The sequence below is a fragment of the Pseudomonas turukhanskensis genome, assembly GCF_027922365.1.
Lineage (GTDB): Bacteria > Pseudomonadota > Gammaproteobacteria > Pseudomonadales > Pseudomonadaceae > Aquipseudomonas > Aquipseudomonas turukhanskensis.
This window is the reverse complement of record NZ_BSFN01000006.1, coordinates 111283-137836: the sequence shown is the minus strand read 5'-3', so window position 1 is coordinate 137836 and position 26554 is coordinate 111283. Positions and strand designations below refer to the sequence as shown.

The window sequence follows — 26554 nt, the reverse complement described above, 5'->3', positions numbered from 1 at the left end:
ACACTGACAGCGTAACGCCGGGATAGTTACAATCGGCCGGGTTAATCCTCAACCGGAGCCACGACCTCTCGTGTCCGTATTGCGCTTACCCAGCCTTCCTGCCGCCTCCGGCAAACAAACATGGGGCAACCTCCCAGGCGCAGCACTAAGCCTGGCGATTGCCGAAGCCGCTAACGCTGCCAAACGCTTCACCTTGCTACTGACTGCCGACAGCCAGAGCGCCGAGCGTTTGGAGCAGGAGCTGAAGTTTTTCGCTCCAGCGCTGCCCGTGCTGCATTTTCCCGACTGGGAAACCCTGCCGTACGACCTGTTTTCGCCGCACCAGGACATTATTTCCCAGCGCATTGCCAGTCTCTACCGCTTGCCGGAGCTGAGCCACGGCATTCTTGTAGTGCCGATTACCACCGCCCTTCACCGTCTCGCTCCCAAGCGTTTTCTGCTGGGCAGCAGCCTGGTGCTGGACGTCGGCCAGAAGCTGGACGTGGAGCAGATGCGCACGCGCCTTGAGGCCACCGGCTACCGTTACGTGGAAACGGTGTACGAGCACGGCGAATTCACCGTGCGCGGGGCGATCATCGACTTGTTCCCCATGGGCACGCCGCAGCCCTACCGCATCGACCTGTTCGATGACGAAATCGAAACGCTGCGTACCTTCGACCCGGAAACCCAGCGTTCCATCGACAAGGTCGACTCGATCCGCCTGCTGCCGGCCCGTGAGTTCCCGCTGAATAAAGAAGCGGTCACTGGCTTTCGCGCCCGCTTTCGCGACCGTTTCGATGTGGATTTCCGCCGCTGCACCATTTACCAAGACCTCAGCAGCGGCATTACCCCGGCCGGCATCGAATACTACCTGCCGCTGTTTTTCGATGAGACCGACACCCTGTTCGACTACTTGCCCAGCGACACCCAGGTGTTCTCGCTGCCGGGTATCGAGCAGGCCAGCGAAAATTTCTGGAACGACGTGCGCAACCGCTACGAAGAGCGCCGCGTCGACCCTGAGCGCCCGCTGGTGCCGCCGGCCGAATTGTTCTTGCCGGTGGAAGACTGCTTTGCCCGTCTGAAAAACTGGCCGCGCGTGGTGGTTAGCCAGCAGGACGTGGACGTAGGCGTCGGTCGCGAGCGTTTCCCGGCACAAGCTCTGCCGGACCTGGCCATTCAGGCCAAAGCCCAGCAGCCGATGGCGGCGCTGGAAGCCTTCCTCAACGACTTCCCCGGCCGCGTGCTGTTTACCGCCGAATCGGCCGGTCGCCGCGAAGTATTGCTGGAGTTGCTGGCCCGCCTGCGCCTCAAGCCTGTCGAGGTTGAAGGCTGGAACGAGTTCACCAGCGGCAAAGAGCGCCTGGCGATCACCATTGCCCCGCTCGACGATGGCTTGCAGCTGGACGACCCCGCCCTGGCGCTGATTGCCGAAAGCCCGTTGTTTGGCCAGCGCGTAATGCAGCGTCGGCGCCGGGAGAAAACCCGCGGCGACCACGGCGATGCGGTAATCAAAAACCTTACCGAGCTGCGTGAAGGCGCGCCGGTGGTGCATATCGACCATGGCGTGGGCCGCTACTTGGGCCTGGCCACGCTGGAAGTAGACAACCAGACCGCCGAATTCCTCATGCTCGCTTATGCCGACGAGGCCAAGCTGTATGTGCCGGTAGCCAATCTGCACCTCATCGCCCGCTACACCGGTAGCGACGACGCCTTGGCGCCGCTGCACCGCCTGGGTTCGGAAACCTGGCAGAAGGCCAAGCGCAAAGCCGCCGAGCAGGTGCGTGATGTGGCCGCCGAACTGCTGGACATCTACGCCCGCCGGGCAGCGCGTGAGGGCTATGCCTTCGCCGACCCGAAACTAGATTACGCCACCTTCAGTGCCGGCTTCCCATTCGAGGAAACGCCAGACCAGCAAACCACCATCGAAGCGGTGATGGCCGACATGCTCGCGCCCAAGCCGATGGACCGTCTGGTGTGCGGCGACGTGGGTTTTGGCAAGACCGAAGTGGCCATGCGCGCGGCCTTTATTGCCGTGCACAGCGGCAAGCAGGTGGCGATTCTGGTACCCACTACCCTGCTCGCCCAGCAGCACTACAACAGCTTTCGCGACCGCTTTGCCGATTGGCCGGTGACTGTGGAAGTGATGAGCCGCTTCAAGTCCGACAAAGAAGTGAAAGCCGCTGTCGCGCAACTGGCCGAGGGCAAGATCGATATCGTGATCGGCACCCACAAGCTGTTGCAGGACGACGTAAAGATCAAAAACCTTGGCCTGGTAATCATCGACGAAGAACACCGGTTTGGCGTGCGCCAGAAGGAACAGCTCAAGGCCCTGCGCAGCGAGGTGGATATTCTCACCCTGACGGCCACGCCGATTCCGCGCACCTTGAACATGGCCGTGTCCGGCATGCGCGACCTGTCGATCATCGCCACGCCGCCGGCCCGGCGTTTGTCGGTGCGCACCTTTGTGATGGAGCAGCAAAAGCCCGTCATCAAGGAGGCCCTGCTGCGCGAGCTGCTACGCGGCGGCCAGGTGTATTACCTGCACAACGATGTGAAAACCATCGAGAAATGCGCCGCCGACTTGGCCGAATTGGTGCCGGAAGCACGTATCGGCATTGGCCATGGGCAGATGCACGAGCGTGAGCTGGAACAGGTGATGAGCGACTTCTACCACAAGCGCTTCAACGTGCTGATCGCCTCGACCATCATTGAAACCGGCATCGACGTGCCGAGCGCCAACACCATCATCATCGAGCGCGCCGACAAGTTCGGCCTGGCCCAGTTGCACCAGCTGCGTGGCCGCGTTGGCCGCAGTCACCACCAGGCCTACGCCTACCTGCTGACGCCGCCACGCAAGCAAATGACCCCGGACGCCGAAAAGCGCCTGGAGGCCATCGCCAACACCCAGGACCTGGGCGCCGGCTTTGTGCTGGCCACCAACGACCTGGAAATCCGTGGCGCCGGCGAACTGCTCGGCGACGGCCAGAGTGGGCAAATTCAGGCGGTGGGTTTCACCCTGTATATGGAAATGCTCGAGCGCGCGGTAAAAGCCATCCGCAAAGGCGAGCAGCCCAACCTTGAGCAACCGCTTGGCGGCGGCCCGGAAATCAACCTGCGCGTACCAGCGCTGATTCCCGATGCCTATCTGCCGGATGTGCACACGCGGCTGATCCTGTACAAACGCATTGCTTCGGCGGCCGATGAAGACGCGCTGAAGGAATTGCAGGTGGAAATGATCGACCGCTTTGGCCTGTTGCCTGAGCCGACCAAGAACCTGATGCGCCTGACCCTGCTCAAACTGCAGGCCGAGCAACTGGGCATCAAGAAACTGGACGCTGGCCCGCAAGGCGGCAAGATTGAATTTGCCGCCGATACTCAGGTCGATCCACTGGTGCTGATCAAGCTGATTCAAGGCCAGCCCAACCGCTATAAATTCGAAGGCGCTACCCAGTTCAAATTCCAGGTGCCCATGGAGCGCCCGGAAGAGCGCTTCAATACCCTCGAGGCTTTATTTGAACGCCTCACGCCCAAACAAGCTTGATTACCAAAGGACTACTGAATGCGTGCCCTCCGTTGTGTCGCCCTGCTCCTGAGCCTTGTTACGCCGATGGCATTTGCCGATGGCCTGTACCAGGTTGAGCTGATCATCTTCCGCCAGGCCGGCGAGCCGATTCCTGCCAGCCAGACCGCGCCAGATGACTGGGCTGCCGGTGTGCAAGGCAGCGCCGCCGACAATGCCCGCGGCACCGCGCTCAATGGCGAGGCGGCCAAGCTGAACGAGAAAAACGGCTATACCGTGCTGCTGCACCAGGCCTGGCAACAGAGCATGGGCGAAGCGCCGACCAAGATTGCGGTGAACACCGGCAACCAGCAGTTCGGCCACTACCCGGTGGAAGGCACGCTCAGCCTGAAGCAGGTGAGATTTGTAGATCTGGATGCCAATTTCTGGATCAACCAGTTCGATGGCACTGGGCTGTTGACCAGCAGTGAGCGCTTGAAGCAGAGCGCGCGCCTGAAAACCGGCGAACTGACGTACCTGGATCACTCGAATCTGGGCATGCTGATTCGTATCAGCCCGCTGTAACCGCTTTTGCAGGGTGTGCTACGCGCACCAGGCGATCTACGCGCAAACCCATTGATGCGCAGCTCACACCCTACAAAAGCAAAAGCCCCGCATAGGCGGGGCTTTTTATTGGGCGACAGGCTTAGCTGGCAAACAGATACGCCTCAACATCCATCCCAGCATCGCGCATCTGCGCCAGTTTGTAGCGCAGGGTACGCGGGCTGATGCCCAGGCGTTCGGCGGCTTCCTTGCGACGGCCACGCTCGGCCCGCAGCGTGTCGATGATCATCTGGAACTCATGCCGACGCAGGTCATCGCCCAGGGCGCTGCTGTCGCTGCCCTCCTCGCTCAACGGCAACACGGCATTGCCGCTGGCTACCGCAACCAGCGTGGGCACGGGGCTGGCTATGGGCGCCAGACCAATCGGGCCGCTCAGGCACAGGTCCTGCGGCTGAATCATGCCGCCCTGCTGCAGAATCAACGCCCGCTGAATGGCGTTATCCAGCTCACGCACATTGCCCGGCCACGGGTAGTGGGTCAGCGCATGTTGCGCCTCGGCAGAAAGCCGCGCCGGGGCGTGGTTCATTTTCTTTGCGTGCTTGGCCAGCAGACGCTCGGCCAGCGGCAGAATATCGGCAGTACGCTCGCGCAGCGGGCGCCAGCCGAGCGGAAATACCGACAAGCGATAGAACAGGTCTTCACGGAAACGCCCCGCCGCCACTTCGCCGGCCAGATCGCGGTTACTGGTGGCCAGCACGCGAATATCCAGGTCGATTGGCTTGCGCGCACCCACCCGCTCCACCTCGCGCTCCTGCAACACGCGCAGCAGCTTGGCTTGCAGGCCCAGCGGCATTTCAGAAATCTCGTCCAGCAAAATGGTGCCGCCTTCGGCCATCTCGAACTTGCCAGGCTGCGAGGCCACTGCACCGGTAAAGGCGCCCTTCTCGTGGCCGAACAACGTGGCTTCAAGCATGTTGTCGGGAATGGCCGCGCAGTTGATGGCGATAAAGGGTTTGTTGGCCCGTGGCGATTGCTGGTGAATGAACCGCGCCAGGACTTCCTTGCCGGTACCAGACTCACCGGAAATCAGCACCGTGGAGTCGCTTTGCGCCACGCGTTTGGCCAACTCCAGCAATTGTTGGCTGGCCGGCTCCAGCGCCACCGGGCCGTCGCCCTCGTCTTTGCTCAGGCGACCCAGGGCGTGGCGTTCCACCAGCTCCAGCAGCGCTTTGGGCTCGAACGGTTTGACCAGGTAATCGGCGGCGCCACGGCGCATGGCGTCCACCGCGCGCTCGACGGCGCCAAAGGCCGTCATCAGCAGCACCGGCAGTTGCGGGTAGCGGTTGCGGATCTGGTTGAGCAGTTGGTGGCCGTCCATGCCGGGCATGTTGACGTCGCTGACCACCATGGAAAACGAATCGCGGCCCAGCGCCGTCAGTGCCGCTTCGGCACTGTCTACCGCGCAGAAATCGTAGCCGCCAATGACCAGGGTATCGGCCAACGCTTCGCGCAGGGCGCGGTCGTCTTCTACCAACAGAACTTTGCTAGCCATGGGCTGTTACTCCTGGGAAACCCGTGGGGCCACTGAAATCAGCGGCAGTACCAGAATGGCGCAGGTGCCCCGTCCGGGGCGCGAGCGCAGCAGCAGCTCACCCTGGTGAGCACGGGCCACCGCTTTGACCACCGCCAGGCCAAGGCCGGTGCCGGTGGTTTTGGTGGTAAAGAACGGTTCGCCCAGGCGCGCCAGGGTGGTGGCGTCGATGCCGGGGCCGTTGTCGCTGATGCACAGCCGCAATGTTTGACCACGGCTGTAAAAATGAATTTTCAGACTCGCCTCGCGACCGGCTGCCTGAATGGCGTTCTCCACCAGATTCAGTACGGTGCCGACCAGGGTGTCGCGGTTGCACAACAACTCGCCGGTATGGGCATCACATTGCCAGCGTACGTTCATGCCTTGCACGTGGGGCTCGGCCGCAGAACGCAGGGCGTCGTAGAGTTTTTTCGGCGCCAGGCGGTCTGGCAGAGGCAGTTCGCCACGGGCGAACACCAACATGTCACGCACCTGATGTTCCAGTTCGTGCAGGCGTTCTTTCAGGCGGCTGGCAAAGCGTTGTTGCTGATCGACCGGCAGCACCTGCTCCGTCAAATGACTGGCATACAGCAGCGCGGCCGACAACGGCGTACGAATCTGGTGGGCCAGCGAGGCCACCATACGGCCCAGCGCCGACAGGCGCTCGTGACGGGCGAGTTGGTCTTGCAGCTGACGGGTTTCGGTGAGGTCGTTTAGCAGGACTAATTGGCCAGGCTCGGCGGAGAGGGACCGAGTGGCAATAGAGAGGCGACGACCGTTTTTTAACGAAACTTCGTGGCCGTCGTCTTTGCGCGGGGCAAAGTTACGGGCGATCACTTCACGCCAAAGCATGCCCACCAGCGGCTTGCCCAACAGCGCGCAGGCCACGGGGTTGGCTTCACGCACCACGCCCTGGCCGTCGATCACGATCACCCCGCCGGGCAGCACATCCAGCAGGCTCTGCAGCCGGTGCGCCAGGCGCTCCTTCTCGGCCAGTTCCTGCATACGCTGGGCGCTGACCAAGGCCAGCTGGCCCTTGAGCTCGGTTACCCGCGCTTCCAACAGGTTGTAGGAGTCACTGAGCTGAGTGGACATCTGGCTGAACATGGCGAACGCCTGCTCAAGCCCTTCGCGGCTGGAGGCTTCGATGTCGTCAACAGTGCTGGTCGTTGGGAGTGCGGTTTGCTTCATGGTTCTCTCTCACCCGGTGAGCCGCCATAAGACGGTCAGTCGAGAGAGAACTAGCAATAGCCGTGCCTAAAAAAATATCCTTATTTTTCAAGGCACTAGAGATAGCTTAGGAATTTACGCGTCAATCATCCGACTGTTCGTCATCATCCCGACGGCTCATGCCGTATTTGCGCATCTTCTCCACCAGGGTGGTACGTCGGATACGCAAGCGTTCGGCGGCACGGGCCACCACGCCACCGGCATCGTCCAGCGCCTGTTGAATCAGGCCCTGTTCGAGGTTGCCGAGGTAGTCCTTGAGGTCCAGACCTTCGGGCGGCAGCATCGCTGAGTTTTCAGTGCTCGGCATACTGCTGTTGAAGGAGAACCGCTCTTCCAGGTCGTCGCGCACGCTGGCCGCCTGCTGGTCGTGCTCGTCGTCCACCTGACGGAATTTCTTCGGCAGCTCCAGTACCCCGATCACGCCATAGGGATGCATGATCGCCATGCGTTCCACCAGGTTGGCCAGCTCGCGCACGTTGCCAGCCCAATCGTGGCGGCACAGCGACATGATGGCGGCGGAGTTGAAGCGGATCGAACCGCGCTTCTCCACTTCCATCCGCGAAATCAGCTCGTTCATCAGCAGCGGAATATCTTCCACACGCTCACGCAGCGGCGCCATTTCGATGGGGAACACGTTGAGGCGGTAATAGAGGTCTTCGCGGAAAGTGCCCGCTTCGATCATCTGCTCAAGGTTCTTGTGGGTCGCGGCAATGATGCGCACATCGGCGCTCTGGGTCTTGTTGCTGCCCACGCGCTCGAAGGTGCGTTCTTGCAGCACGCGCAGCAGCTTGACCTGCATCGGCAGCGGCATATCGCCGATTTCGTCGAGAAACAGGGTGCCGCCGTTGGCCAGTTCAAAGCGCCCTGCCCGGCTGGTAATGGCACCGGTGAAGGCACCTTTCTCGTGGCCGAACAGCTCGCTTTCCAGCAACTCGGCGGGAATGGCACCGCAGTTGACCGGCACAAAGGGCGCGTCGCGGCGCTTGGAGTGGTAGTGCAGGTTCCGCGCGACCACTTCTTTACCAGTGCCGGACTCGCCGAGGATCAGCACGCTGGCCTCGGTGTCGGCCACTTGCGACATCATCTGTCGTACTTGCTGAATGGCGCGGCTGGTGCCGACCAGGCTGCGGAACAGGTTGGGCTCGCGCGCACGGGCGCCACGCGCCTGGTCGTACATTTCGCGGTACACCTGGGCACGGTGCAGGGAATCGAGGAGTTTGTTGTAGCTGGGCGGCATTTCAAGGGTGCTGAGCACGCGCCGACGCACGTCTTCTGGCCACTCCGGTGGTGCGGCATCGCCCACCAGCAGCACGGGCAGTTGCTCGTCCCAGGCGGCCAGTTGCTTGAGTAATTCCAGGGAGCCACCTTTGGCGGTGACCTCGCCGAGCAATACGCTCAGCACATCGCGCGGGCTTTCGAGCGCGTCGACCGTCTCACGCCAATTCTGGCTGGTGCACGCCAGATGTTCTTCACCAAGGAAATTTAGAATCACCGCTAAATCGCGGCGGCGTTCGCTGTTGTCGTCGACCAGTAAAATTTTGGTTTCACGCCACATAGTGTCTGGTTCTGATCCGGGGAGTGAAGAAAGCGCCGTATGCCAACACGATAAAATGACGCCAGCAATTGGCCACTAGTAGAGTCAATTTTTTGTACGCAGTCAATTTTATGACGTGTTTTTTTCTACCCAGTTCAATCAGGTACGACATTCTATTGGGAATTAACGCAGAGGTTTGCAGCTAACGCCCCCTAGAAGGAAGGTTAGCCACAAAGAATTGACTAGCCAAACATCTGATAGATTTTGGCGCTTTGATTGGACTTGACCAGCTGGGTCAGTTCTTCGGCGACGGCTTCACGTTTGCGTACGCACGCGGCGGTCAGGTGGCGATAGACCTCCACCAGTGCTTCCATTTGCTCGCGCAGGGCTTCTTCGATATCAGTGCTGTCGGCCATTGCCGCGCTGACTTGCTCGCGGCAGGTGCTGTCCAGGGCGCCAATACGCTCCCAATCTTGCTGTTGAAAAGCGTCGATCAGGGCCAGGCGGGTACTTTCGATTTGTTGCAGCATGGAATTGGCCATTATTTTTCCCTCACCCGCATTACGGAGCGATCGCATCCCAACCGGATTTGACTTCGCGCAGCAGACCCGAGACCTCGACGAGCGGGGTTGGATCGTTGCTTTTGTTGGCTTCGAGCATGCGGGCGATCATGTATTCGTAAACGCGATCAAGGTTCTGCGCCACGTCGCCGCCTTTGCTCATGTCCAGGCCTTCACGCAAGCCGCCAACGATGCCGATGGCTTTGCTGATCAGCTCGCCTTTGGTCGAAGCCTGGCCGCGCGCCATAGCGCCCTGAGCCTGAGCCAGACGTTCCAGACCGCCTTCCATCAGCATCTGGATCAAACGATGAGGACTTGCTTCAAACACTTGAGACGAAACGCTCACTTGTTTGTACTGATTCATCGCCGACATCGCTCTCATTTTGCAAACCCTCGTGAACCGTTGTTTCGATATTCAAGCTATCGGCGGCTTTCGCGGGAGCTTTAAGCCTGACGCCAACTTTTCTTCATCAAAAAAAGCTATCGGCCAGGCCCTGATGAGTAGCAATTAACTCTTCTTGACCAGACCCGGCAGGCTGTCGAGCCCCGCCGTCAGGCTACTACTGGTGCTGGTAAGCTGCGACACCAGCGCGTCCATCGCGTTGTACTGCTTGTAGAGCCGCGTCTGCAGGGCAGTCATACGCAGATCCAGGGCTTCCTGCTGTTTGTCCAACCCCGAGATGGTATTGGTCAACTGCGTGGTGCGCGACTCAAGAATGCCGCCACCGTCGGTGTAGGGCTTGAGTTTAGACGTAAGCCGAGTGGCCAGCCCCTCATCACCAGTGAAATAAGCGGCCACGCCTTCATAGTTATCGCTGATGGCGGTGTCGAGCTTGGTGGTGTTGACCTCAAGCGTGCCATCTTGCTTGGTAGTGATACCCAAATTGGCCAGCGCGGTAATTGCACCGCCACCGGTCTGATTGGAAACCAGCTCATTGCGGATAGAGCTCACCAAGGAGCGCGCGGTCGAATCGCCGGCCAACCCGGCAACCACCGGATCGCTACCGGTAACCGTAGTCACCTTGGTCAACGAGTTGATGGTGCTCATCATCTTGTTGTAGGCGGTGACGAAGTTCTGCACGTTGGTTTTCACCGCCGTGGTGTTATCGGCCACGGTCAACGTCAGGGGCTCGTCGGCTTTGGTCACCCCAGTGAGCTTGATGGTAATGCCATCAACAGCCTTATCGATGGTGTTTGAATCGCTCACCACTTCCAGGCCGTCAATTGTCATTCGGGCGCTTGCAGCGGTGCTCAAGGTTTTGCCGGCCTTGGCGACTGCAGTGTCGTACTCGGCCGTGGTGGCGAAGTCGGCTGCATCAAGGGTGGCGCCGGGAAAGGTCAGATCTTCCAACGACCCACTGCCAGTTCCGGTGCTGGTACCGGTCATCGTGATGTCGTTGCCATCGCCCATTTTCGAGCTGCTTAAGACCAGGCGCGAGCCCTGGCTGTCGCTGACGATGGTGGCGGTGATTCCGGCCGTCTTGCCCTGCGCGTTTATGGCGTCGCGTACACCGGCCAGGGTGTTGTTGGTGCTGTCGACATTGATCGTCAGCGCATCGTCACCGCCGAGCTTGATGTCCAGCGTGCCGGTGTTGAAGGCTGCGGTGCTGCCGCCGGTGATTGCAGCAGAAGCGATCTTGCTGCCACTGGCCAGCTTGGACACTTCGATCTTGTAGCTGCCTGCTACGGCGCTAGCCGAGCCAGTGGCGCTCAGGGCCGAGGTGTTCGAAGAGGTTGCTGATTTAGACAGAAAGCTGGTCGGGCTGTTGAGCAGCGCAAGCGCAGTTTGAAACTCGCTGACCGCACTTTTCAGCGACCCCAGAGAAGTCAGTTTGGTGGTCGTCTTTTTTTCGAGTGTATCGATCTGGTTCTGCTTTGGCGCTTTTTCCGCCGCTACAGATGCCGTCACGATCGCGTCAATGTCGACCCCCGAACCAATGCCGGTAATCCCAGCCATCTCGCACCTCCGTCAAAATAACGTCCCGAATTCCCTTCTGGAACCGATCTAGCGAGTTGCACTCAAGAACTGTACCAACTCACGCTTTAGCCTCGAACATGAGGCTGCGAATGTCTTCCAGGCGTTCAGCCAGTTTCAACAGTTCCTCGGAAGGAATTTGCCGCACCAACTTGCCTGAGTCTGTGTCGATAACTTTGACCACGACTTCGCCGCTTGAGTCATCGACATTGAAATTCAAACCACGCTTGACGGTCTGCACGAACGACTGAATATCAGCAACCGCTGCATCAATACTGCCGCCATCCGCTTGCCCGTCAGAAGTGGAATCGGTGCCGCCGCTGGCTTGTGCCACCGAAGCAGCCTGTTGACCCGACCCTACCGCCGCTGCCCCGTCGCGTGACTGTCTGGGCAAACCAGCTACCGACGTAATATTGGAAACATCCATTTTAGATACCTCACAATGGCCAAATGGGAGAAAGGGTTAGCCCCTTTCCCCCATTGTTTTTGGCGACGCTTACTGCGTTATTGCAGCAGGCTGAGTACCGATTGTGGCAGCTGGTTAGCTTGAGCCAGAATCGCGGTGCCAGCTTGTTGCAGCACTTGGTTTTTCGACAGTGTTGCAGTTTCAGCAGCGAAGTCGGTGTCTTTGATGCGGCTGCGAGCAGCGTCAGCGTTCTCAGAAATGTTCTGCAGGTTGCTGATGGTGTTGTCGAAGCGGTTTTGTACAGCACCGAGGTCCGCACGCTGGGAGTCGATGTTCGCCAAGGCGTTGTCGATTACAGCGATTGCACGTTGAGCGCCATCAGCAGTCGAGATATCCACGTCTGCCACGGTGTTCAGGGTCGAAGAGGTATCACCAAACACTTCAGTGGTGTCACCAGTCAGGGCGTAGGAGGTCGGCGAGTTCAGTTGAACATAACCGATTGCTTTACCGCCACCTGCTGCGATCACATCAGTTTCAGCGCTGAAAGTACCATCCGAACCCTGAGCAGCCAGGTTGATCGTACCGCCTGCACCGCTTACTGCGCCGAAGGAGATATTCTCACCGGTGGCCGAAGTAATGGTGACCTTGTCAGTTTTCGAATCGTAGTTGGCCGTTACATTGAGCTTACCGGCGTTCGAGTTGATCTGGTCAGCCAGCGACTTGCTGTCAGTAGCACCTACGATCGCAACATCCTGGCTACCAACAGTCAGGGTGAAGCTGGCAGCGCCGGAAGTCAGACTTACACCGGCTTGCACAACGTTACGAGCAGTTGCGGTGAGGCCCGAGATCGCGCCGTCAAACTTGGCCGCCAGGCTCTTGGCGCTGTCACCCGAAGCGATAGCGACGTCTTTGGTCTGACCACCACCAACAACGGTGACAGTGCCGGAGGCGAAAGATGCACCGCTGCCACCAATGCTACCGGCAATGGTAGTACCCGAAGCCGAAGCGCCGGCGCTGGTAGTCGAAGCACCACCACCGATCTGGTAAGCACCCAGAGAAGTAGAGGAAGCGTCTTTCAGCGAAACGTCGATGGTTTCGTAAGCGTTGGAACCGACCTGGAAGCTGGTGGTGCCGAACGAGCCGTCGAGCAGTTTGCGACCACCGAAGGTAGTGGTGTCAGCAATACGGCTCAGTTCAGCTTGTTGAGCCGAAACTTCTTTTTGCAGAGCGGCACGGTCGGTGTCGCTGTTCGAACCGTTGGCTGCCTGAATGGACAGGTCACGGATACGCTGCAGAATGTTGGTGGACTGCTGCAATGCACCTTCAGCGGTCTGCGCCAGCGAGATACCGTCATTGGCGTTGCGGGTCGCTACGTTCAGGCCGCTGATCTGGTTGGTCAGACGGTTAGAGATCTGCAGACCGGCAGCGTCGTCTTTGGCGCTGTTGATGCGGTTACCGGTGGACAGACGTTGCAGCGAGGTATTCAGCGAGCTGGACGAGGCGTTCAGGTTGCGCTGAGTGTTGAGCGAAGCAATGTTCGTGTTAACTGTAAGTGCCATTTGGGCGTCTCCCGAGTACCTAGTATTTGCCTGAGCTTGCGACGTTCAGGGCCTGCAGCTCAGGCGCCCCTAGAATTCGCATTCGAAGTGTTTATCGGCGCTAGTTCTTGGAGCTTTAGCAAAATTTTCAATTTTTTTGCTGGCTGCTTGCTGAACCGCTGCAAACCGTTTCCACACCTTCTGTATCGGCAGGGCCCGCATAACTAAAGGGCTCTTCTGAAATTTTTGTCCTCACTGAGCAAAAAACGATCAACAAAACAGCATCGAAAATTCCGATCAAGCAATTTCATGGCGCCAAAATTCAAGCCTGATCGGCACTTAGCAGCGGTGCTCAAATCGCGCGCCTTTTTTGACGCGGATAAAAAAAGGCCAGTTATTTTCATAACTGGCCTTTCTGTTCAGGCGAAAGCTTAGCCCACAAGCGCTGCGGGCGCCTTAACCCGGGAGCCAGGCCTTGGCCCAGTTCTGCAGATTGGCACCCTCGAGCATCCAGTCGCGGCGGATGATTTGCCGCAACTCATCACCGGCTTTGGCCGTCGCATCCAGGTCAGACAGGTGCATGCGGATGGCATCCATCCAATCCTTGTAGCGGTTTTTCACCCGCGTCACGGGCAAGCCATCGCGGTAGCACACCACATCGCTGCAAATCACCGGGAAGCCCAGTACGCCGTATTCCAGCAAGCGCAAGTTGCTCTTGCAGTCGTTGAACTGGTTCTGCTCCAGTGGCGCCAGGGCCAGGTCCAGGTCCAGCGAGGCCAACAGCTCGGGGTACTTATCAATCGACACCCCTGAGTGGAACTCATGCACATAGGGGCGCAGCCGCTCCGGGCACAGGCCGAAGAACACCCACTCCACCTCGTCGGCCAGGTCGCGAACCACATCGATGATCAACTCCAGATCACCGGTGTGCCCTACCCCGCCCGCCCAGCCTACGCGTGGCTTGCGGCCAACCCGACGCTGGCTGCTCAGGCCACCCCACCAATCGGTGGGCAGCCGGTTGGGCACCACGCGAATATCGCCGTGCAAATCAGCGAAGGCTTCCGCCAATGGCTGCGTGGAGACCACAAAACGGTCCACCAGCCCCAACGCCCGGCGCAGCGAACGCAGAATATCCTTGGGCATATCCGCGCGATGCAGGCTTTTGAGCGGCAGATTCGGCAGGTAGTCGTCCAGTTCGTAAACCCGGAACGCGCGGCTGAACGATTTGAACCGGGTGATGGTTTCCAACTGCTCATCGGTCACCTGGCGCTGCAGAATGAGCACGTCGGTGTCGAAGCGCTCCAGCTCGATGGGCGTCAACAGGTGTTCGCTGATCGCTCCATCTATGAGGCCGGCATTCTGCATGGCGCGAAACGGCTGACGTACCCGGTAATGGCCACAGCCGGAGCGATCGGCCGGGTGTGCAACCACGCGCGGCAACGGCGCAAAGGTAAACGGCTGCCAGGTCAGGTTGCGGCTGTGATCGAGCTCGAAGCCTTTCCTGTCCAGCGACAGGTTGCGGTTGTACGCCGGGTCACGCGCCAGCAACGGCAACCACTTGCGGTACATGGCCTCTTGCTCGGAGCGGAAGCGTTGGAGCTTTTTCTCCTGGGCCAAGGTATCGACATTACTTTTCTGGCTGACGCTGCCTTCGTGCAGCACCACTGAGTACGGCGTCCATACAGTGAGGTAGCCGGCCTGGCGCACCTTGAGACACAGGTCGACATCGTTGTACGACACCTTGAAATCGACCTCGTCCAAACCGCCCACTTCGCGGTACACCTCGGTACGAATCATCAAACAGGCGGCGGTAACGGCCGAGTAGTTCTGCGTCACCAGCAAGCGGTGCATATAGCCGGCGCTGTCGCCTGGGTCGCGGATAAAGGGATGGTCCGCCGGACCATTGAGCCCCAACACCACACCGCCGTGCTGAATGGCGCCGTCGGGGTACAGCAGCTTGGCGCCGACAATGCCCACTTCCGGACGCCGGGCATGGTTAAGCAGTTCGTCCAGCCAATCGCTGCGCAAAATCGCCGTGTCGTTATTGAGCAGCACCAGGTACTCGCCACGTGCCTGCTCGATGGCGCCGTTGTTGATGGCGGAAAAATTGAACGGGCCGGGTTGGCGAATAACGCGGATTTGCTCGCTGTTCATCTGCTCGATGCCGTTCAGCCAGTCTTTGGCTTCGGCGGTTTCGCTGGCGTTGTCGACAATCAGCACTTCGTAGTGCGGATAGGCCGTTTTCTCCAGCAAGGTTTCGACGCAGCGTTGCAGCAACGGCAGCTGGTCCTTGGTCGGGATAACAATCGAGACCAGTGGCTGCTCCGGATACAGGTAGGTAATGCGGTTGATCACCGGCAAATGGCCGGCTGCGACGGCGTGGGCGACGCCCAGGCGGTCCAGGTGCGCGTCCACCACCGAGGCGGTATGGGCCTGCACCTCGGCGCTGGCCAACCATTGCCCGAAACTTTGCGCCGCGTGGTAGAGCACCTCGGCCACGTGGCCGACACTGTCCAGGCCCAACTGCTCGGCCGCGCGGAAGGTAAAGTCTTGCAGCGCCAAACCGGCAAACTGCTTGCTAAGCCCGCCCAGGTCCAACAACGCCTGGCGTTTGATCGCCAACGACCGGCCGGTATACGGGTAGCTGCGCAGCAAATCCAGGTTGAAGTCGGGCTTGAGCAAAGGGTCGGAAAAATGACCGAGCACCGAGTTGTCTTCGTCGCTGTAGCAGCACGCCAGGCCAGCTTGCGCCTGGGCCCGCTCGGCCAGCAGCAACAGCGCGCTGTCCGCCAACTCGTCGCCGGCATGAATAACCAGCAGCCAGTCGGCCGAGCTGGCCGCAGCCACGGCGTTGACGAAAGCGATCCAATCGCCCTGCTCGGTATGCCAGTGCACCGTTTGGTCGGCACCGGCATGCTCGCTAAATACGTGCACGCCAGTGGCCGCCAACACCTGGCGCTGGAGGCTATCGAGGGTGTGCTGCACGGCAGAGGCCTCGGCACCGGCGGCGCACACCAGCACCTGGATCTGTACAGATGAGGCCAATTGCTGGATCAGCGGCTGATAGCGTTGCACCGCCTCGTCACCCAATTGGCGGTGAGCAAGCCAGGTGGAGTACTCCGACACGCGCGGCGCTGACGCTTCATCGGCAGCAGCCGTCTGGGTGGCCGAGGCGCCACCAAGCGCTGGGCAATAAGAAGACAATGCCGGCGCCAATTGCACATCCGCCAACAACGAAACTGGCGCGCTCAACCCGTTGAGACCGGCAAAGCTGCCGTGGCTGATCACCTCGATCTGCATCTGGCCATCGGCATCGGGGCGAAATGGCAGCGTCAGCGCATGCAAGCTGGTATCGGCTACCAGCAGTTCGGCGTAACGCTGGCCATTGCTGCGGATTTCCACCCGGAATGGAAAGCGCGAATATTCCTGACCGGCAAACGCCGACAGCGCCAGCTTCACCGAAGCATTCTGCGGCGGTCGCCCGACGACCGTCGGTACGGCCACCAGGAGCGCCCGCTCGGCAAACATATGCCGCCCCTTCCCAACCAGGCGCAACACACCCTCGCCTGGAATCAGGTTGAGCGCGTCAACCGGCCACACGCAGCTCGCGCGCGCCAGCGCCAGGGTTTGCCACCAGAGTTCGATGTTCGCCTCGCTCGGCGCCGCCGGCAGCAGCGCCAGCTCGCGAGCCAAGGTGCTGCCGGGCAGCAGCAGCCACGGCGAGTCGGCCTGTTGGCGTTGCAGAATCTGCGCGAGCCGCTGTTCTTCCCAATTGGCTGAGCCCGCGGCGGATGGCTGAGCAAAATGCGCGGGCAGCTGCAATTGCGCCGCCTGCAGTTGCTCCCAATTGACACCCGGCAACAGATCACTGACCTGATGGGCGCTACCCGGCGCCAGGGCGAACGCGCCTTCCACCAGAAGCACAGCTGAGGCGTGTTCGTGCTGGGCCATCGCACCGGCCCAGGCTTGCAGGCTCGCGAATACGCGTACACCGTCGGTGGGTGGGAGGTCGCCAATGACATGCAGGTGCTTAAATGCGAAGCAGCGGTCATAGCGTTCAACCAGCTCAGCCAGGTGCTCGGCGTTGCGGCCGTCGATCACCACCAGTAGACGCGGTGCCTGCGCAATGGCGGCGGCCACCCGCTGCACCGACTGGCCGTCCTGATGGCGGCCGTACAATTGCTGAGAACGCTGCTTTTGCGCCGCGCTGCACTGCTGCGCATGCTGGGTGAACGGGTCGCGCAGCAGCGCCAGCAATTCGTCGTCGCTACTGAACTCAAGCCCGATGTCGCGCCACGCATTGCCCGGCGCCTCGGGGTTGTATTCCCAATGGGCAACGCGCGCCTCGCTGGAAAACAGCAGGATTGGCCGGTCCAGGGTCATAAACTCGAACAGCAAGGACGAGCGGTCGGCCAGCAGAATATCGGCCTCGGCAAAGCTGTCGGCAATGCTCGCCTCGGGGTCGTCCACCAGGCTGACCAGGGGATCGGCCTTGGCCTGTTCACGCCAGGTGGTCATCAGACCGCGGAACAGATCCTTGTCGGTCACAAATGCATGTTCGTGGCTGACGATAGCCGGATGCGGCTTGATGATGATTTTCGACTGGGGATACACCTGCCGAATCAACGCCACCACCCGCTCACCAAAGTGCACGGCGGCGCTCAGCTCGGGGTTGTAAGTCGGAGCGAACAGAATGGTCGGCTGCGGCGGGTTGGCAGCTCGTGCCGGCAGGCGAAACACCTGGTCGACCCAAGAGTTGCCGGTCAACAGAAAGCCACTGCGCGGCATCACATGGGAGGCCAGAGTGTCGTCGATATCCCAGACGCTGCCGCACAGGTAATCGGCGCACGCATATTGCGGCTCGGCAAAGCCATAGCGGGTAACCGAGCCGTGGCGCATGCCGATCAACAGCACGTTGTGGGCATCGCAGTAGTCGCGCCAGAACTCCACCGACCAGCCATCGGCCACGGCAATGACTTGCGGTTTCCAGGCCATGACTTCATCAATGGACAGGCTTAGCAGGCTGTCCTGGAAACACTCGGCCAGCGGGCGCAGCGAACGGAAATGGAACGGCATACTTCCGTAGCACGCCACGCGTACGCCCTTGTGGGGTTGAGCCTGGGGCTGCGCCAGTGCCTGCTTGAAGATGTAAAGGGTGCTGGTCTGGCCGAAGTTGTCCATGGTCAGCAACGGATAGCGGCCGACCAACTGCAACCCCAGGGCCTTCACCTGCTTGAGGTAGTCCGCCTCGGGGCGGTACTTGGCTTCGTAGCTGCCGGTATTCATCACCCGCGCTTGGCTGGCATCGAGCAGCACGGAGTCTTTGAGCACCAGATAGCCGTCGTCTTTGAGCGCGGCTACGGCGCGCAACAGAATGCGAGCGGCGGCCAGGTCATCGGAAATGGTGGTGAGCACGCCCATCAGGCTGACCATCTCGAAGCGCTCAGTGCTGTCAAAGGAAAAGACGTCGGTCACCGAGAACGTCACATTCTCCAAGCCGGCGGTGCGACTCTTGTCGCGCGCCTGGGCAATCAGGCTTTCGCTTAAATCGAAGCCTTGTACCGCGCCTGCCGCCTGGGCAAACAACAGGGTGAAATCGCCGTCGGCGCAACCCATGTCGAGCACGTGATCGGTCTTGGCCAGCAATGGCAAAACATGCTGCGCGAGTACGTCACGCTGACGCTGGTACAGCTGTTCGGGGCCGATCTTGCCGCGCGCGGTGTCTGCCCAGAACTGCCGGGCAATGGTGCCCTGTCCCTGTTTACTCATTTTTGCCCCATTGGGTGAGCGTGATATGGCGGGCCATATCCAGATCGCTGGTGGTGTCGATATCGAAGGCGTTCAATTCGAATGCCGGGAGCGGCAGGTAGGCTTCGAGCGCCTGGTATACATAAATTGGCTTATCCACGACCATGGCCGGGTCGATAACGGCAATGCCGGTCCACTCGAACTCCGGCACCGGGTCGCGGGTAAAACCCAGCACCTGGGTGCCGGACTCATCCAGCAGCGTGCGCACGCCGTCACTGGTGGTGTAGCGCGACACGCCGATCAGGCTCGCATGCTGCTGGGCCGCGGCGAGAAAGCGCTCGAACGATTCATTCTCGATCACCGTGTCGGCATCCAGCGTCAGAAAACGCCCAGGCAGAAACCGCGAGATGCGGTGAATGCTTTGCAGGGTGTTGGTGCGGGCATAGTCGGGGTTGCGCACCACAATCACATCCGGGCGCAACGACAGCACCAGGGCGATCACCTCTTCTTCCTGGAAGCCCACCACCAGCCATACATTCTTGGCCCATGTCAGGCGTTCGATATGCAGCTCCAACAGGGTTTTGCCCAGCACTTCCACCAGGCACTTGGCCTTGTTCAACCCCAGGCGCGAGCCGATGCCCGCGGCGCTGATTACAACATGCTCAAGAGGCGACATAAGGCTTCCCCTTCGTGGACGACAAAATCGCTGAGCTTGGTCAGCGTGGCATTGGGTTTATGTACACCGCCATAGGCGATGCGCAGGTCGGCGGCTTCGAACATGGGCACATCGTTCATGCCCTCGCCTATTGCCACAATGCGCTCGAACGTGGGTCGCAACGACGACACCGCGTCGCCCTTGTGCAGGATGTTCTTGACGCTGACCAGACGATCGCCGTCCATTTCTGCGATCGAGGTAAAGCTCTGCAGCCCCAGGCGTTCCAGCACCGGTTTGACCCAGTAATCGAGATTGCCGGTCACCACGAAACACTGATCGGGACGCTCGGCGATAAACGCCATGATGTGCGGATCGAATTCGACCTGCTCCAACAGCGCAGCGTGAATCCATTCCACATTGGCATCGCGCAGCAAGCGCACCCGCAATTTGAAGGATTTGTCGAACGGCAGCAGACCGTGAATGGTCGCGTGGGTCAGCACTTCAATTTCGTCTTGCAGCCCCACCGAGGAGGCAATCAGCGGCAGCAACTCCTGGCGGGTCAATGTACCGTCCAGGTCGAAACAGTAAGCAGTGTGCATCGGCATCAACCCCGTCGTTGCATAACCATGAAGTATTGGCGGGTTTCGACCCGCTTCTCCAATGTTTCGGGAAACAGAAAATCGGCATTTACCGTGTCGAAAGCCACCCCGGCCAACGCCTCATCCAGCATGGTGTTGAGCTCCTCGATGGTGCGATAGATGGCCGAGTACTCATGGGACAGTTCGTTGGAGTAGAACCGGTTGAGGGTAAACCGTGCATCCACGCCCACCGGCTCGCGCAGATAGATACGCCCACCGGGTGCGCATAACCGCGCGGCGGCATGCAGCAGGCTCAGGCAGTCAGCGTCATTGAGGTAAATCAGCAGACCGGAAATCAGCACCAGGTCATAAGGCGGTGCGAGAGTGAGTTCGGCTGGGCGAATGTCGGTGGCCGACATGGTTTGGAAACTCAGCCCCGGGTGACCGCGATTGACGGCTTCGGCACGTGCCTTCTCGACCAGGGCGGGTGAGAAATCGATTCCCAGGTAACGGGCCTGTGGCGCATGTTCGCCAATCAACCAGCCCCAGCGGCCAATGCCGCAGCCGATGTCGAGTACGCTGCTGATTCGGTCCAGCCCCAGCAACGGCGCGATGAGTTGCTTCTCGCGCTGGTCACGTTGTTCTACCAATTGGGGCTCGTTGTCCTGGTACATGGTCGAGCTGAGCGCACTGGTGTACTCACGTGTGCCGCGCTCTTCGAAAAACGCCAGCGTATCGTCGTAGTCGATCGCGATGCGTTTTCCTTTGACTCGGCTGTCCTCAGGCATTGGTTTGCTCCTTAAACACACAGGCAAAAAGGGCTGACGCGGTCATAGACCTCAACGTTAGCCAACCTTTTGGCGCGAAAGCGCTGGTGTCGAGATCATAAGCAAAACAAGCGCCACAATTGCGTATTTCACAGGGCGCGCTTTAACGCAGCGGCCCTGAAAAAACGAAAGCCGGTTCAACTGATGTAGTTGAACAAACTCAGGTTGGCGATTTTTACGTAGCTCTGCTGGGCCGCCGAGAGGATGGTCGATTGCAGAGACAGGCGGGAGATGGCGTCGGCGTAATCGAGGTCTTCGAGGTCCGACTGTACGGATTTATTCACCAACGTGACGTCGGCGATAAAGTCGCCGGTGGAGTCCAGGGTGTTCAACCGCGCCCCCACCGAACCGCGCACGGCGTCGACCTTGCTGTACACGGTGTCCAGGTTCGAGAGCGCCACGGCGGCCGTATCACGAATAACGCGGTTGTCTTCGGCCGAGTTACCAGAGCCTTGCAGTGCTTTGCGCAAATCGGAAACGGTGTTGAGCAGGCTGCGCTTTTCTTCGTCCGGCTTGCGGTTGATGGCGAAGTCATCGCCCTCTTGCGGCACGCCGTCGATCTGCACGCGCACGCCGCCGTAGGTAATGAAGTCGGACGTCGCAGTATTGGTGTCGATGGAGCCGGTGGCCAACTGACCAGTCGGTGGCGTGGTCGGGTCGTAGGTGGTCCAGTCCGGTACGTCAGCCTGGTCGTACACCACGTAGTCGGTGCTGTTGAGAAAATGAATGCCCACGCCGTCGGTGGCCACCGGCGGGTTGCTCGAGGGGAAGGTGTTGTCATAGGCCGCCTTGTCGGTCACCAGCCCCAGCGACACGCGCCCGGTGCTCACGGTGCCGTCGGCGTTGACGCCCACGGTGGGGTGGCTGGTGCTCACCCGGTTGGCGTTGACCACGTTCTCGAACAGGTCTTTACCGTCATCGCCCAGGTTGATGAACGTACTACTGGCCACCTGCACCGCACGCTCACTTTCATCACCCTGGTAGGTGTAAGTGCCGTCGGCGTTACGCACAAAGGGTTGCTGATCGGATTGCGAGCCGCCGAACAGGTAATGGCCGCTGGCGTCTTTGCTGTTCATCAGGCTCAGCAGTTCGTCTTCACGCTGCTGCACCTCGGTGCCCAGTGACGCGCGGTCGGTGGCGTCGAGGGTGCCGTTGCCGACCTGCACGCCGATTTCGCGGATACGCTGCAACACGGTTTCGATGGAGGTAAGGATGGCCTCCTCGGAGTTCAGGCTGTTCTGCGCGGCGGTGTTGTTCGAGGTGTACTGGGCGTTCAGCGCCTGTTCCTGGCTCAGTTGCAGCAGGCGCACGGAAGCCACCGGGTCATCGGCCGGGGTGAGAATGCGTTTGCCGGTACTGATCTGTTGCTGGGTACGGGAAACGTCGGCGTAGTTCTTCTGCATCCCGCTGACGGAACTGTTGAAGGCCTGGATAGTGGAAATTCGCATAACTAATCAGCCTCAGTTGAAGGCGCCTATGAGCGTATCGAACAACGACTGCGCAACTTTAATCACCTGTGCAGAAGCATTGTAGTACTGCTGGAACTGCACCAGGTTCGCGGCCTCTTCGTCCAGGCTCACGCCCGACAGCGAGTCACGGTTGTTTTGCGCCTGGGTCAACACGGTTTCGGCAGCATCGGCGTTCACGCGCACTTGCGCGGTCAGCGAGCCTACCCGCTCCACCAGGCCGCTGTAGGCGTTGTTGTAGGTGGCACCGGTGCCGGCCGCGCCAACCCCTACGGTTTTCTGGGTTTGCAGATCGATCAACTTGAGCGCGTTACGGTTATCGGCAACGCCTGCGGTGTTCTGCCCCAACGTAAAGGTATCGCCCGATTGCGGCGTTCCATTAATGGTGAATTCGTAGGAGTAGGTGTTGTTGGTCGACGGGTCGGTGTAATCCAGACGCAGGGTATTGGACTGCCCAGGCGTCAACGCGGTGGTCGAGGGCGACACATAGCTCAGGGTCGCGCCAGCCGGCAGCGTGCCGTTGAGGGTGTTGGTGGTCGAGTCGAAGGTCAGCGGCAGGCCGGTGCCAAACAGGTCTTGCAGGTCGGTGACATCAATTGGCGAGGGGCCGGACGTCAGGTTCGGCTGGCTGATGGTACCGGTGCCACGGTTATTAGTGGTGGCCTGGGCCCGGGCCGAACCGGCAAATGCCAACTGGTCGGCCGACTGCAAGTCGGTGCCGAAATCGAAGGCGCCCCGGCGGGTCGGTTGCAGGGTGAAACTGTCGCCGGCATTGGGCGTGCCGTTAATGGTGACTTCAAAGCCCTGGTCGGTCGCAGGCGTAGTGCTGGGGTCTGACAGCGTCAGCGTGCCGGTGCCGCTCACGTTGACGGTCATGGCCGCGTTATCACTTAAACGCCGGGCGGTGTAGTTGGTACCGTCGTAGGAAATCTTGTAATCGCTGGTGGTCAGCAGGCTGGAGTTGGTGATGTCCAGCGAGCCGGTGGCGTTGCCAGTGTTGTTGGCGTTGGCCAATACCCGCAAGGTGGCGGCAGTCGGGTCGTTGATATCGCTGAACAGCGGGCTGCCGGCGCGGCCTGCCAGGTCCAAGCCCTGCCCCAGCTGTTTGTTGACGGTATCGGCGAGCACAGTCGCCATCTGCCCGAGGCTGTTGTAGGTCTTGTCCAGCGTGGTGTCCCGATAGGCCAGCAGGCCGCCCATCTCCCCGCCGCTGATTTGCGAGGAGATGGTTTGCGACACACCGTTGATGCTGAGGTCGATCTGAAACTTGGTTGGGTCATCGACACCGGCATGGGCCGTCAACGTCGAGGCCGTATTGCCCACCACCAGCGGCTGGCCGGTGCCGACGAACAGGCTCACGCTGCCGTCGTTTTGCTCCACGCTCTGCACGCCGATGATTTCGGAGATCTGCCGAATGGTTTCTTCGCGGGCATCGAGCAGGTCGTTCGGCTCGGCGCCGGCACCGCGGGCGCGGGCAATGGCGTCGTTATAGCTGGCCACGCTGGCGGCCATGGAGTTCACCTGAGTGGTCAGGGCGCTGAGTTGCTGATTGATCAGGCTGTTCTGCTTGTCCAGTTGGTCGTACATGGTGTTGAACGAGTCCGACAGCCCGGCCGCCTGCGACAGTACCGCCTCGCGCGCAGCCGTGGAGGACGGGTCTTGCGAGGCGGTTTGCAGGGAGGCAAAGAACTTCTGCAACGCCGGGCTGATACCCGTGGTGCTGTTGGACAGCAGCGAGTCGAGCTGCTCGATCTGGCTTTTGAACGACTGCAGCTCAGTATTGGAGCTGGTGGCGGTGCGTACCTGATTGGTAAGGAAGTCGCTGGCCAGGCGGCGAACGTCCACCACCTGACTGCCGGAGCCGATATACCCGGCACCGGTGAACTGGGCAATATTGGTCTGCTGCACCGACTCCTGGCGCGAATAGCCTGGGGTGTTGACGTTGGTGATGTTATGCCCGGTCACCGTCAGGGCAGTCTGCGCACTGCGCAGGCCCGACAGCCCAATTGATAACAAGTCAGCCATGTCTATTCCTCGCTAAAAACATCATCACAGCATCCTTACAAACGCGTGGCGGTGGTTTCGCCCGCGGCGATGGTCTGGTACGTCTGCATCTGTTTGGCGATCTGCGCCACTTTATTGGCGTACTGCGGGTCGGTGGCATAACCGGCCTGCTGCAGCTCGCGCACGAACTGTTTCGGGTTGGCGGTCTTGTCCAGCGCCTTGTCGTAGCGGTCGTTGTCCTGCAGGAAGCTCACGTAATCGTTGAAGCTTTCCTGAAAGCTGTCGTAGGAGCGAAATGCCGCCGCTTCCTTCACCGCCTGGCCACCTTTGTATTCTGTGGTTACTGCGCGAGCCGAATCGCCGTCCCAGCCGCCTGCGGCCTTGATGCCGAACAGGTTGTGACTGCTGGAGCCGTCGGAGTCACGAATGATCGACTTGCCCCAACCGGTTTCCAGCGCGGCCTGGGCCACCAGGTACGCTGGGTCTACGCCGATCTTGGCGGCCGCTTGCTGGGCCATTGGCAGCATGGTGGAAATAAACTCGTCAGCCGACTTGAAGGCCGCCTTGCCCGGCGCCAGCGGCGGCTGCGCCAGACGCCGGCCGGAGCTGGCATCGATGGCGTTGAGGTCCACCTTCTTGCTGCTGCCAATGGCCGTGCTGTTGCTGGTGTTGTTGGCAGCCAGCCAGTCGTTCTGAGCCAACGGTTTACCGTCGTTGGTGGCGCCCGCTGTTGTAGTTGGGACAATGCCTGCCAGCAAACGGTCGGACAATGTTCCCGGCAGCGACAGGCGGCGCTTGTTGAGCAGCTTGCTGTCGTCACGGTTTTTATCCACTGCCGGCAATTCTTTGATGGCGTGGCTGGTGAGCGTCTTGTTGGAGGTGTCGCTGGCGGTGGTGGCGCCGGCAGCCGCCGTCGCGTTGACGGCATTGACCTCATCGCCATGGGCAAAGGGGTTGGCCTTGTGCGTGGGGGCTTTCATTTTCGACATTTGCCGCGCCAGCACATCGGCCAGACCAATACCGCCCTCTTTGGACATTTTGACCGCCAGCTCCTGGTCGTACATTTGCTGGTAGGTCTTGGCCTCGTTGCTGTTCATGAAGTTGCCTTCGGAGAAGGCTTCGTTGGCCGAACGCATGGCCTTGAGCATCTGGTTGAGAAACAGCGACTCGAATTCCTGGGCAACTTTCTTGATATTGCCTTCGCTGTCGCGGTCCTGACCGACTTTGAGGTTGGCCAGGCGATTGAGGTCGCTGTAGGCGCCGCTGTCGAGCTTGGAGCCAATCCCGGATGTCAATTTTGCGTCCATGGTTTGCCTCCTTAAATCACGATCAAATCGGCTTGCAAGGCGCCGGCTTGTTTCAAGGCCTCGAGAATGGCCATCAGGTCAGACGGCGACGCGCCGACCTGGTTAACCGCCCGTACGATTTCATCCAGCGTGGTACCGGGGCCGAATTTGAACATCGGCTTGGTTTCCTGATCCGCACTCACTTTCGAGCGCGGGACTACGGCGGTCTGACCGTTGGACAAGGCACCCGGCTGGCTGACAATCGGGTCTTCGGTGATGCTCACGGTCAGGCTGCCGTGGGTAACGGCGGCCGGCTGAACTTTGACGTTCTGGCCGATGACGATGGTGCCGGTACGCGAGTTGATGATGACCTTGGCCACCGCTTGGCCGGCATCCACTTCAAGGTTTTCCAGAATCGACAGGTAGTCCACGCGCTGGTTGGGGTCCAGCGGCGCGCTGACGCGAATCGAGCCGCCGTCGATAGCCTGGGCCACGCCTGGGCCGAGCAGTTCGTTGATCTGGTCAACCATATGCTTGGCGGTGGTGAAGTCCGGGCGATTGAGGTTAAGGGTCAGGGTGTTGCCCTGGTCGAAGCCGCTCGGCACCGGCCGCTCTACGGTCGCGCCGCTGGGAATGCGGCCGGCAGAGGGCACGTTGACGGTGATTTTCGAGCCATCGGCGCCCTGGGCATCGAAGCCACCCACCACCAAATTGCCTTGGGCAATGGCGTATACGTTGCCGTCGATACCTTTCAACGGCGTCATCAGCAGGCTGCCGCCACGCAAGCTCTTGGCGTTACCGATGGACGAGATCGTCACGTCGATGGTTTGCCCCGGCTTGGCGAACGCCGGCAGGTCGGCATGGATGGACACCGCCGCGACGTTTTTCAATTGCACGTTGCCGCCTGCAGGCACCTTGATGCCGAACTGGGCCAGCATGTTGTTGAAGGTCTGCACGGTAAACGGCGTTTGCGTGGTCTGGTCGCCGCTGCCGTTGAGGCCGACTACCAGGCCGTAGCCGATCAACTGGTTGGCGCGCACGCCCTGGATGGTCACCAGGTCTTTGATCCGCTCAGCCTGCACCGCCGAAGTGGCGAGCAGGAGACAGCAGGCGGTAAGCAGTCGTTTGATCATGA

At 60.3% G+C, this 26554-nt stretch carries 18 protein-coding genes; 2 read left to right on the top strand and 16 right to left on the bottom strand.

Translation table 11 applies throughout. The features are described 5' to 3' along the window. Positions 1-70: 70 nt before the first annotated feature. Positions 71-3520, top strand: coding sequence for a transcription-repair coupling factor (gene mfd, locus PKE98_RS12660; RefSeq protein WP_271195652.1), 3450 nt, complete (start codon positions 71-73; stop codon positions 3518-3520). Positions 3521-3538: 18 nt separating this feature from the next. Next, positions 3539-4063, top strand: coding sequence for a CsiV family protein (locus PKE98_RS12655; RefSeq protein ID WP_271195651.1), 525 nt, complete (start codon positions 3539-3541; stop codon positions 4061-4063). Between the two features lie 121 nt (positions 4064-4184). Here PKE98_RS12655 and PKE98_RS12650 read toward each other — a convergent pair whose 3' ends face one another. From PKE98_RS12650 to PKE98_RS12575, 16 genes are all read right to left on the bottom strand, one after another. Then, a complete protein-coding gene (locus PKE98_RS12650; protein WP_271195650.1) occupies positions 4185-5594 on the bottom strand; it encodes a sigma-54-dependent transcriptional regulator in 1410 nt (469 codons plus the stop codon). A gap of 6 nt (positions 5595-5600) precedes the next feature. Then, positions 5601-6803 (bottom strand): sensor histidine kinase, encoded by a 1203-nt coding sequence (locus PKE98_RS12645; protein WP_271195649.1) that lies wholly within the window; start codon positions 6801-6803, stop codon positions 5601-5603. A gap of 121 nt (positions 6804-6924) precedes the next feature. Next, on the bottom strand, positions 6925-8397 hold the full coding sequence (locus tag PKE98_RS12640; RefSeq protein ID WP_271195648.1) for a sigma-54-dependent transcriptional regulator: 1473 nt from the start codon (positions 8395-8397) through the stop codon (positions 6925-6927). Between the two features lie 221 nt (positions 8398-8618). Continuing rightward, positions 8619-8918: a flagellar protein FliT gene (gene fliT / locus PKE98_RS12635; RefSeq protein WP_271195647.1), complete on the bottom strand. Its 300-nt coding sequence runs from the start codon at positions 8916-8918 to the stop codon at positions 8619-8621. 19 nt (positions 8919-8937) lie between these two features. Continuing rightward, positions 8938-9318, bottom strand: coding sequence for a flagellar export chaperone FliS (fliS, locus tag PKE98_RS12630; RefSeq protein ID WP_271195646.1), 381 nt, complete (start codon positions 9316-9318; stop codon positions 8938-8940). A gap of 126 nt (positions 9319-9444) precedes the next feature. Continuing rightward, complete coding sequence (gene fliD / locus PKE98_RS12625) at positions 9445-10893, bottom strand: flagellar filament capping protein FliD (protein ID WP_271195645.1); 1449 nt, start codon at positions 10891-10893, stop codon at positions 9445-9447. 79 nt (positions 10894-10972) lie between these two features. Then, a complete protein-coding gene (locus tag PKE98_RS12620; RefSeq protein WP_271195644.1) occupies positions 10973-11338 on the bottom strand; it encodes a flagellar protein FlaG in 366 nt (121 codons plus the stop codon). Between the two features lie 77 nt (positions 11339-11415). Then, positions 11416-12876: a flagellin gene (locus PKE98_RS12615; RefSeq protein WP_271195643.1), complete on the bottom strand. Its 1461-nt coding sequence runs from the start codon at positions 12874-12876 to the stop codon at positions 11416-11418. 435 nt (positions 12877-13311) lie between these two features. Next, positions 13312-18624, bottom strand: a complete 5313-nt coding sequence (locus tag PKE98_RS12610) for a glycosyltransferase (RefSeq protein WP_271195642.1) — start codon at positions 18622-18624, stop codon at positions 13312-13314. After that, on the bottom strand, positions 18617-19279 hold the full coding sequence (locus tag PKE98_RS12605) for an NTP transferase domain-containing protein (RefSeq protein ID WP_271195641.1): 663 nt from the start codon (positions 19277-19279) through the stop codon (positions 18617-18619). Before PKE98_RS12605 ends, PKE98_RS12610 begins: the two co-directional genes overlap by 8 nt. Then, positions 19255-19857: an HAD family hydrolase gene (locus PKE98_RS12600; RefSeq protein ID WP_271195802.1), complete on the bottom strand. Its 603-nt coding sequence runs from the start codon at positions 19855-19857 to the stop codon at positions 19255-19257. The genes PKE98_RS12605 and PKE98_RS12600 overlap by 25 nt, the downstream gene beginning before the upstream one ends. Before the next feature lie 5 nt (positions 19858-19862). Then, positions 19863-20624 carry a class I SAM-dependent methyltransferase gene (locus PKE98_RS12595; RefSeq protein WP_271195640.1) on the bottom strand — a complete coding sequence of 254 codons (762 nt, stop codon included), beginning with the start codon at positions 20622-20624 and terminating at the stop codon, positions 19863-19865. A 176-nt stretch (positions 20625-20800) separates the two neighbouring features. Next, positions 20801-22111 (bottom strand): flagellar hook-associated protein FlgL, encoded by a 1311-nt coding sequence (flgL, locus tag PKE98_RS12590; protein ID WP_271195639.1) that lies wholly within the window; start codon positions 22109-22111, stop codon positions 20801-20803. Positions 22112-22123: 12 nt separating this feature from the next. Then, on the bottom strand, positions 22124-24154 hold the full coding sequence (flgK, locus tag PKE98_RS12585) for a flagellar hook-associated protein FlgK (protein ID WP_271195637.1): 2031 nt from the start codon (positions 24152-24154) through the stop codon (positions 22124-22126). 35 nt (positions 24155-24189) lie between these two features. After that, positions 24190-25440 (bottom strand): flagellar assembly peptidoglycan hydrolase FlgJ, encoded by a 1251-nt coding sequence (gene flgJ / locus PKE98_RS12580; protein WP_271195636.1) that lies wholly within the window; start codon positions 25438-25440, stop codon positions 24190-24192. 11 nt (positions 25441-25451) lie between these two features. Then, positions 25452-26552 (bottom strand): flagellar basal body P-ring protein FlgI, encoded by a 1101-nt coding sequence (locus PKE98_RS12575; RefSeq protein ID WP_271195635.1) that lies wholly within the window; start codon positions 26550-26552, stop codon positions 25452-25454. Between the last annotated feature and the right edge of the window lie 2 nt (positions 26553-26554).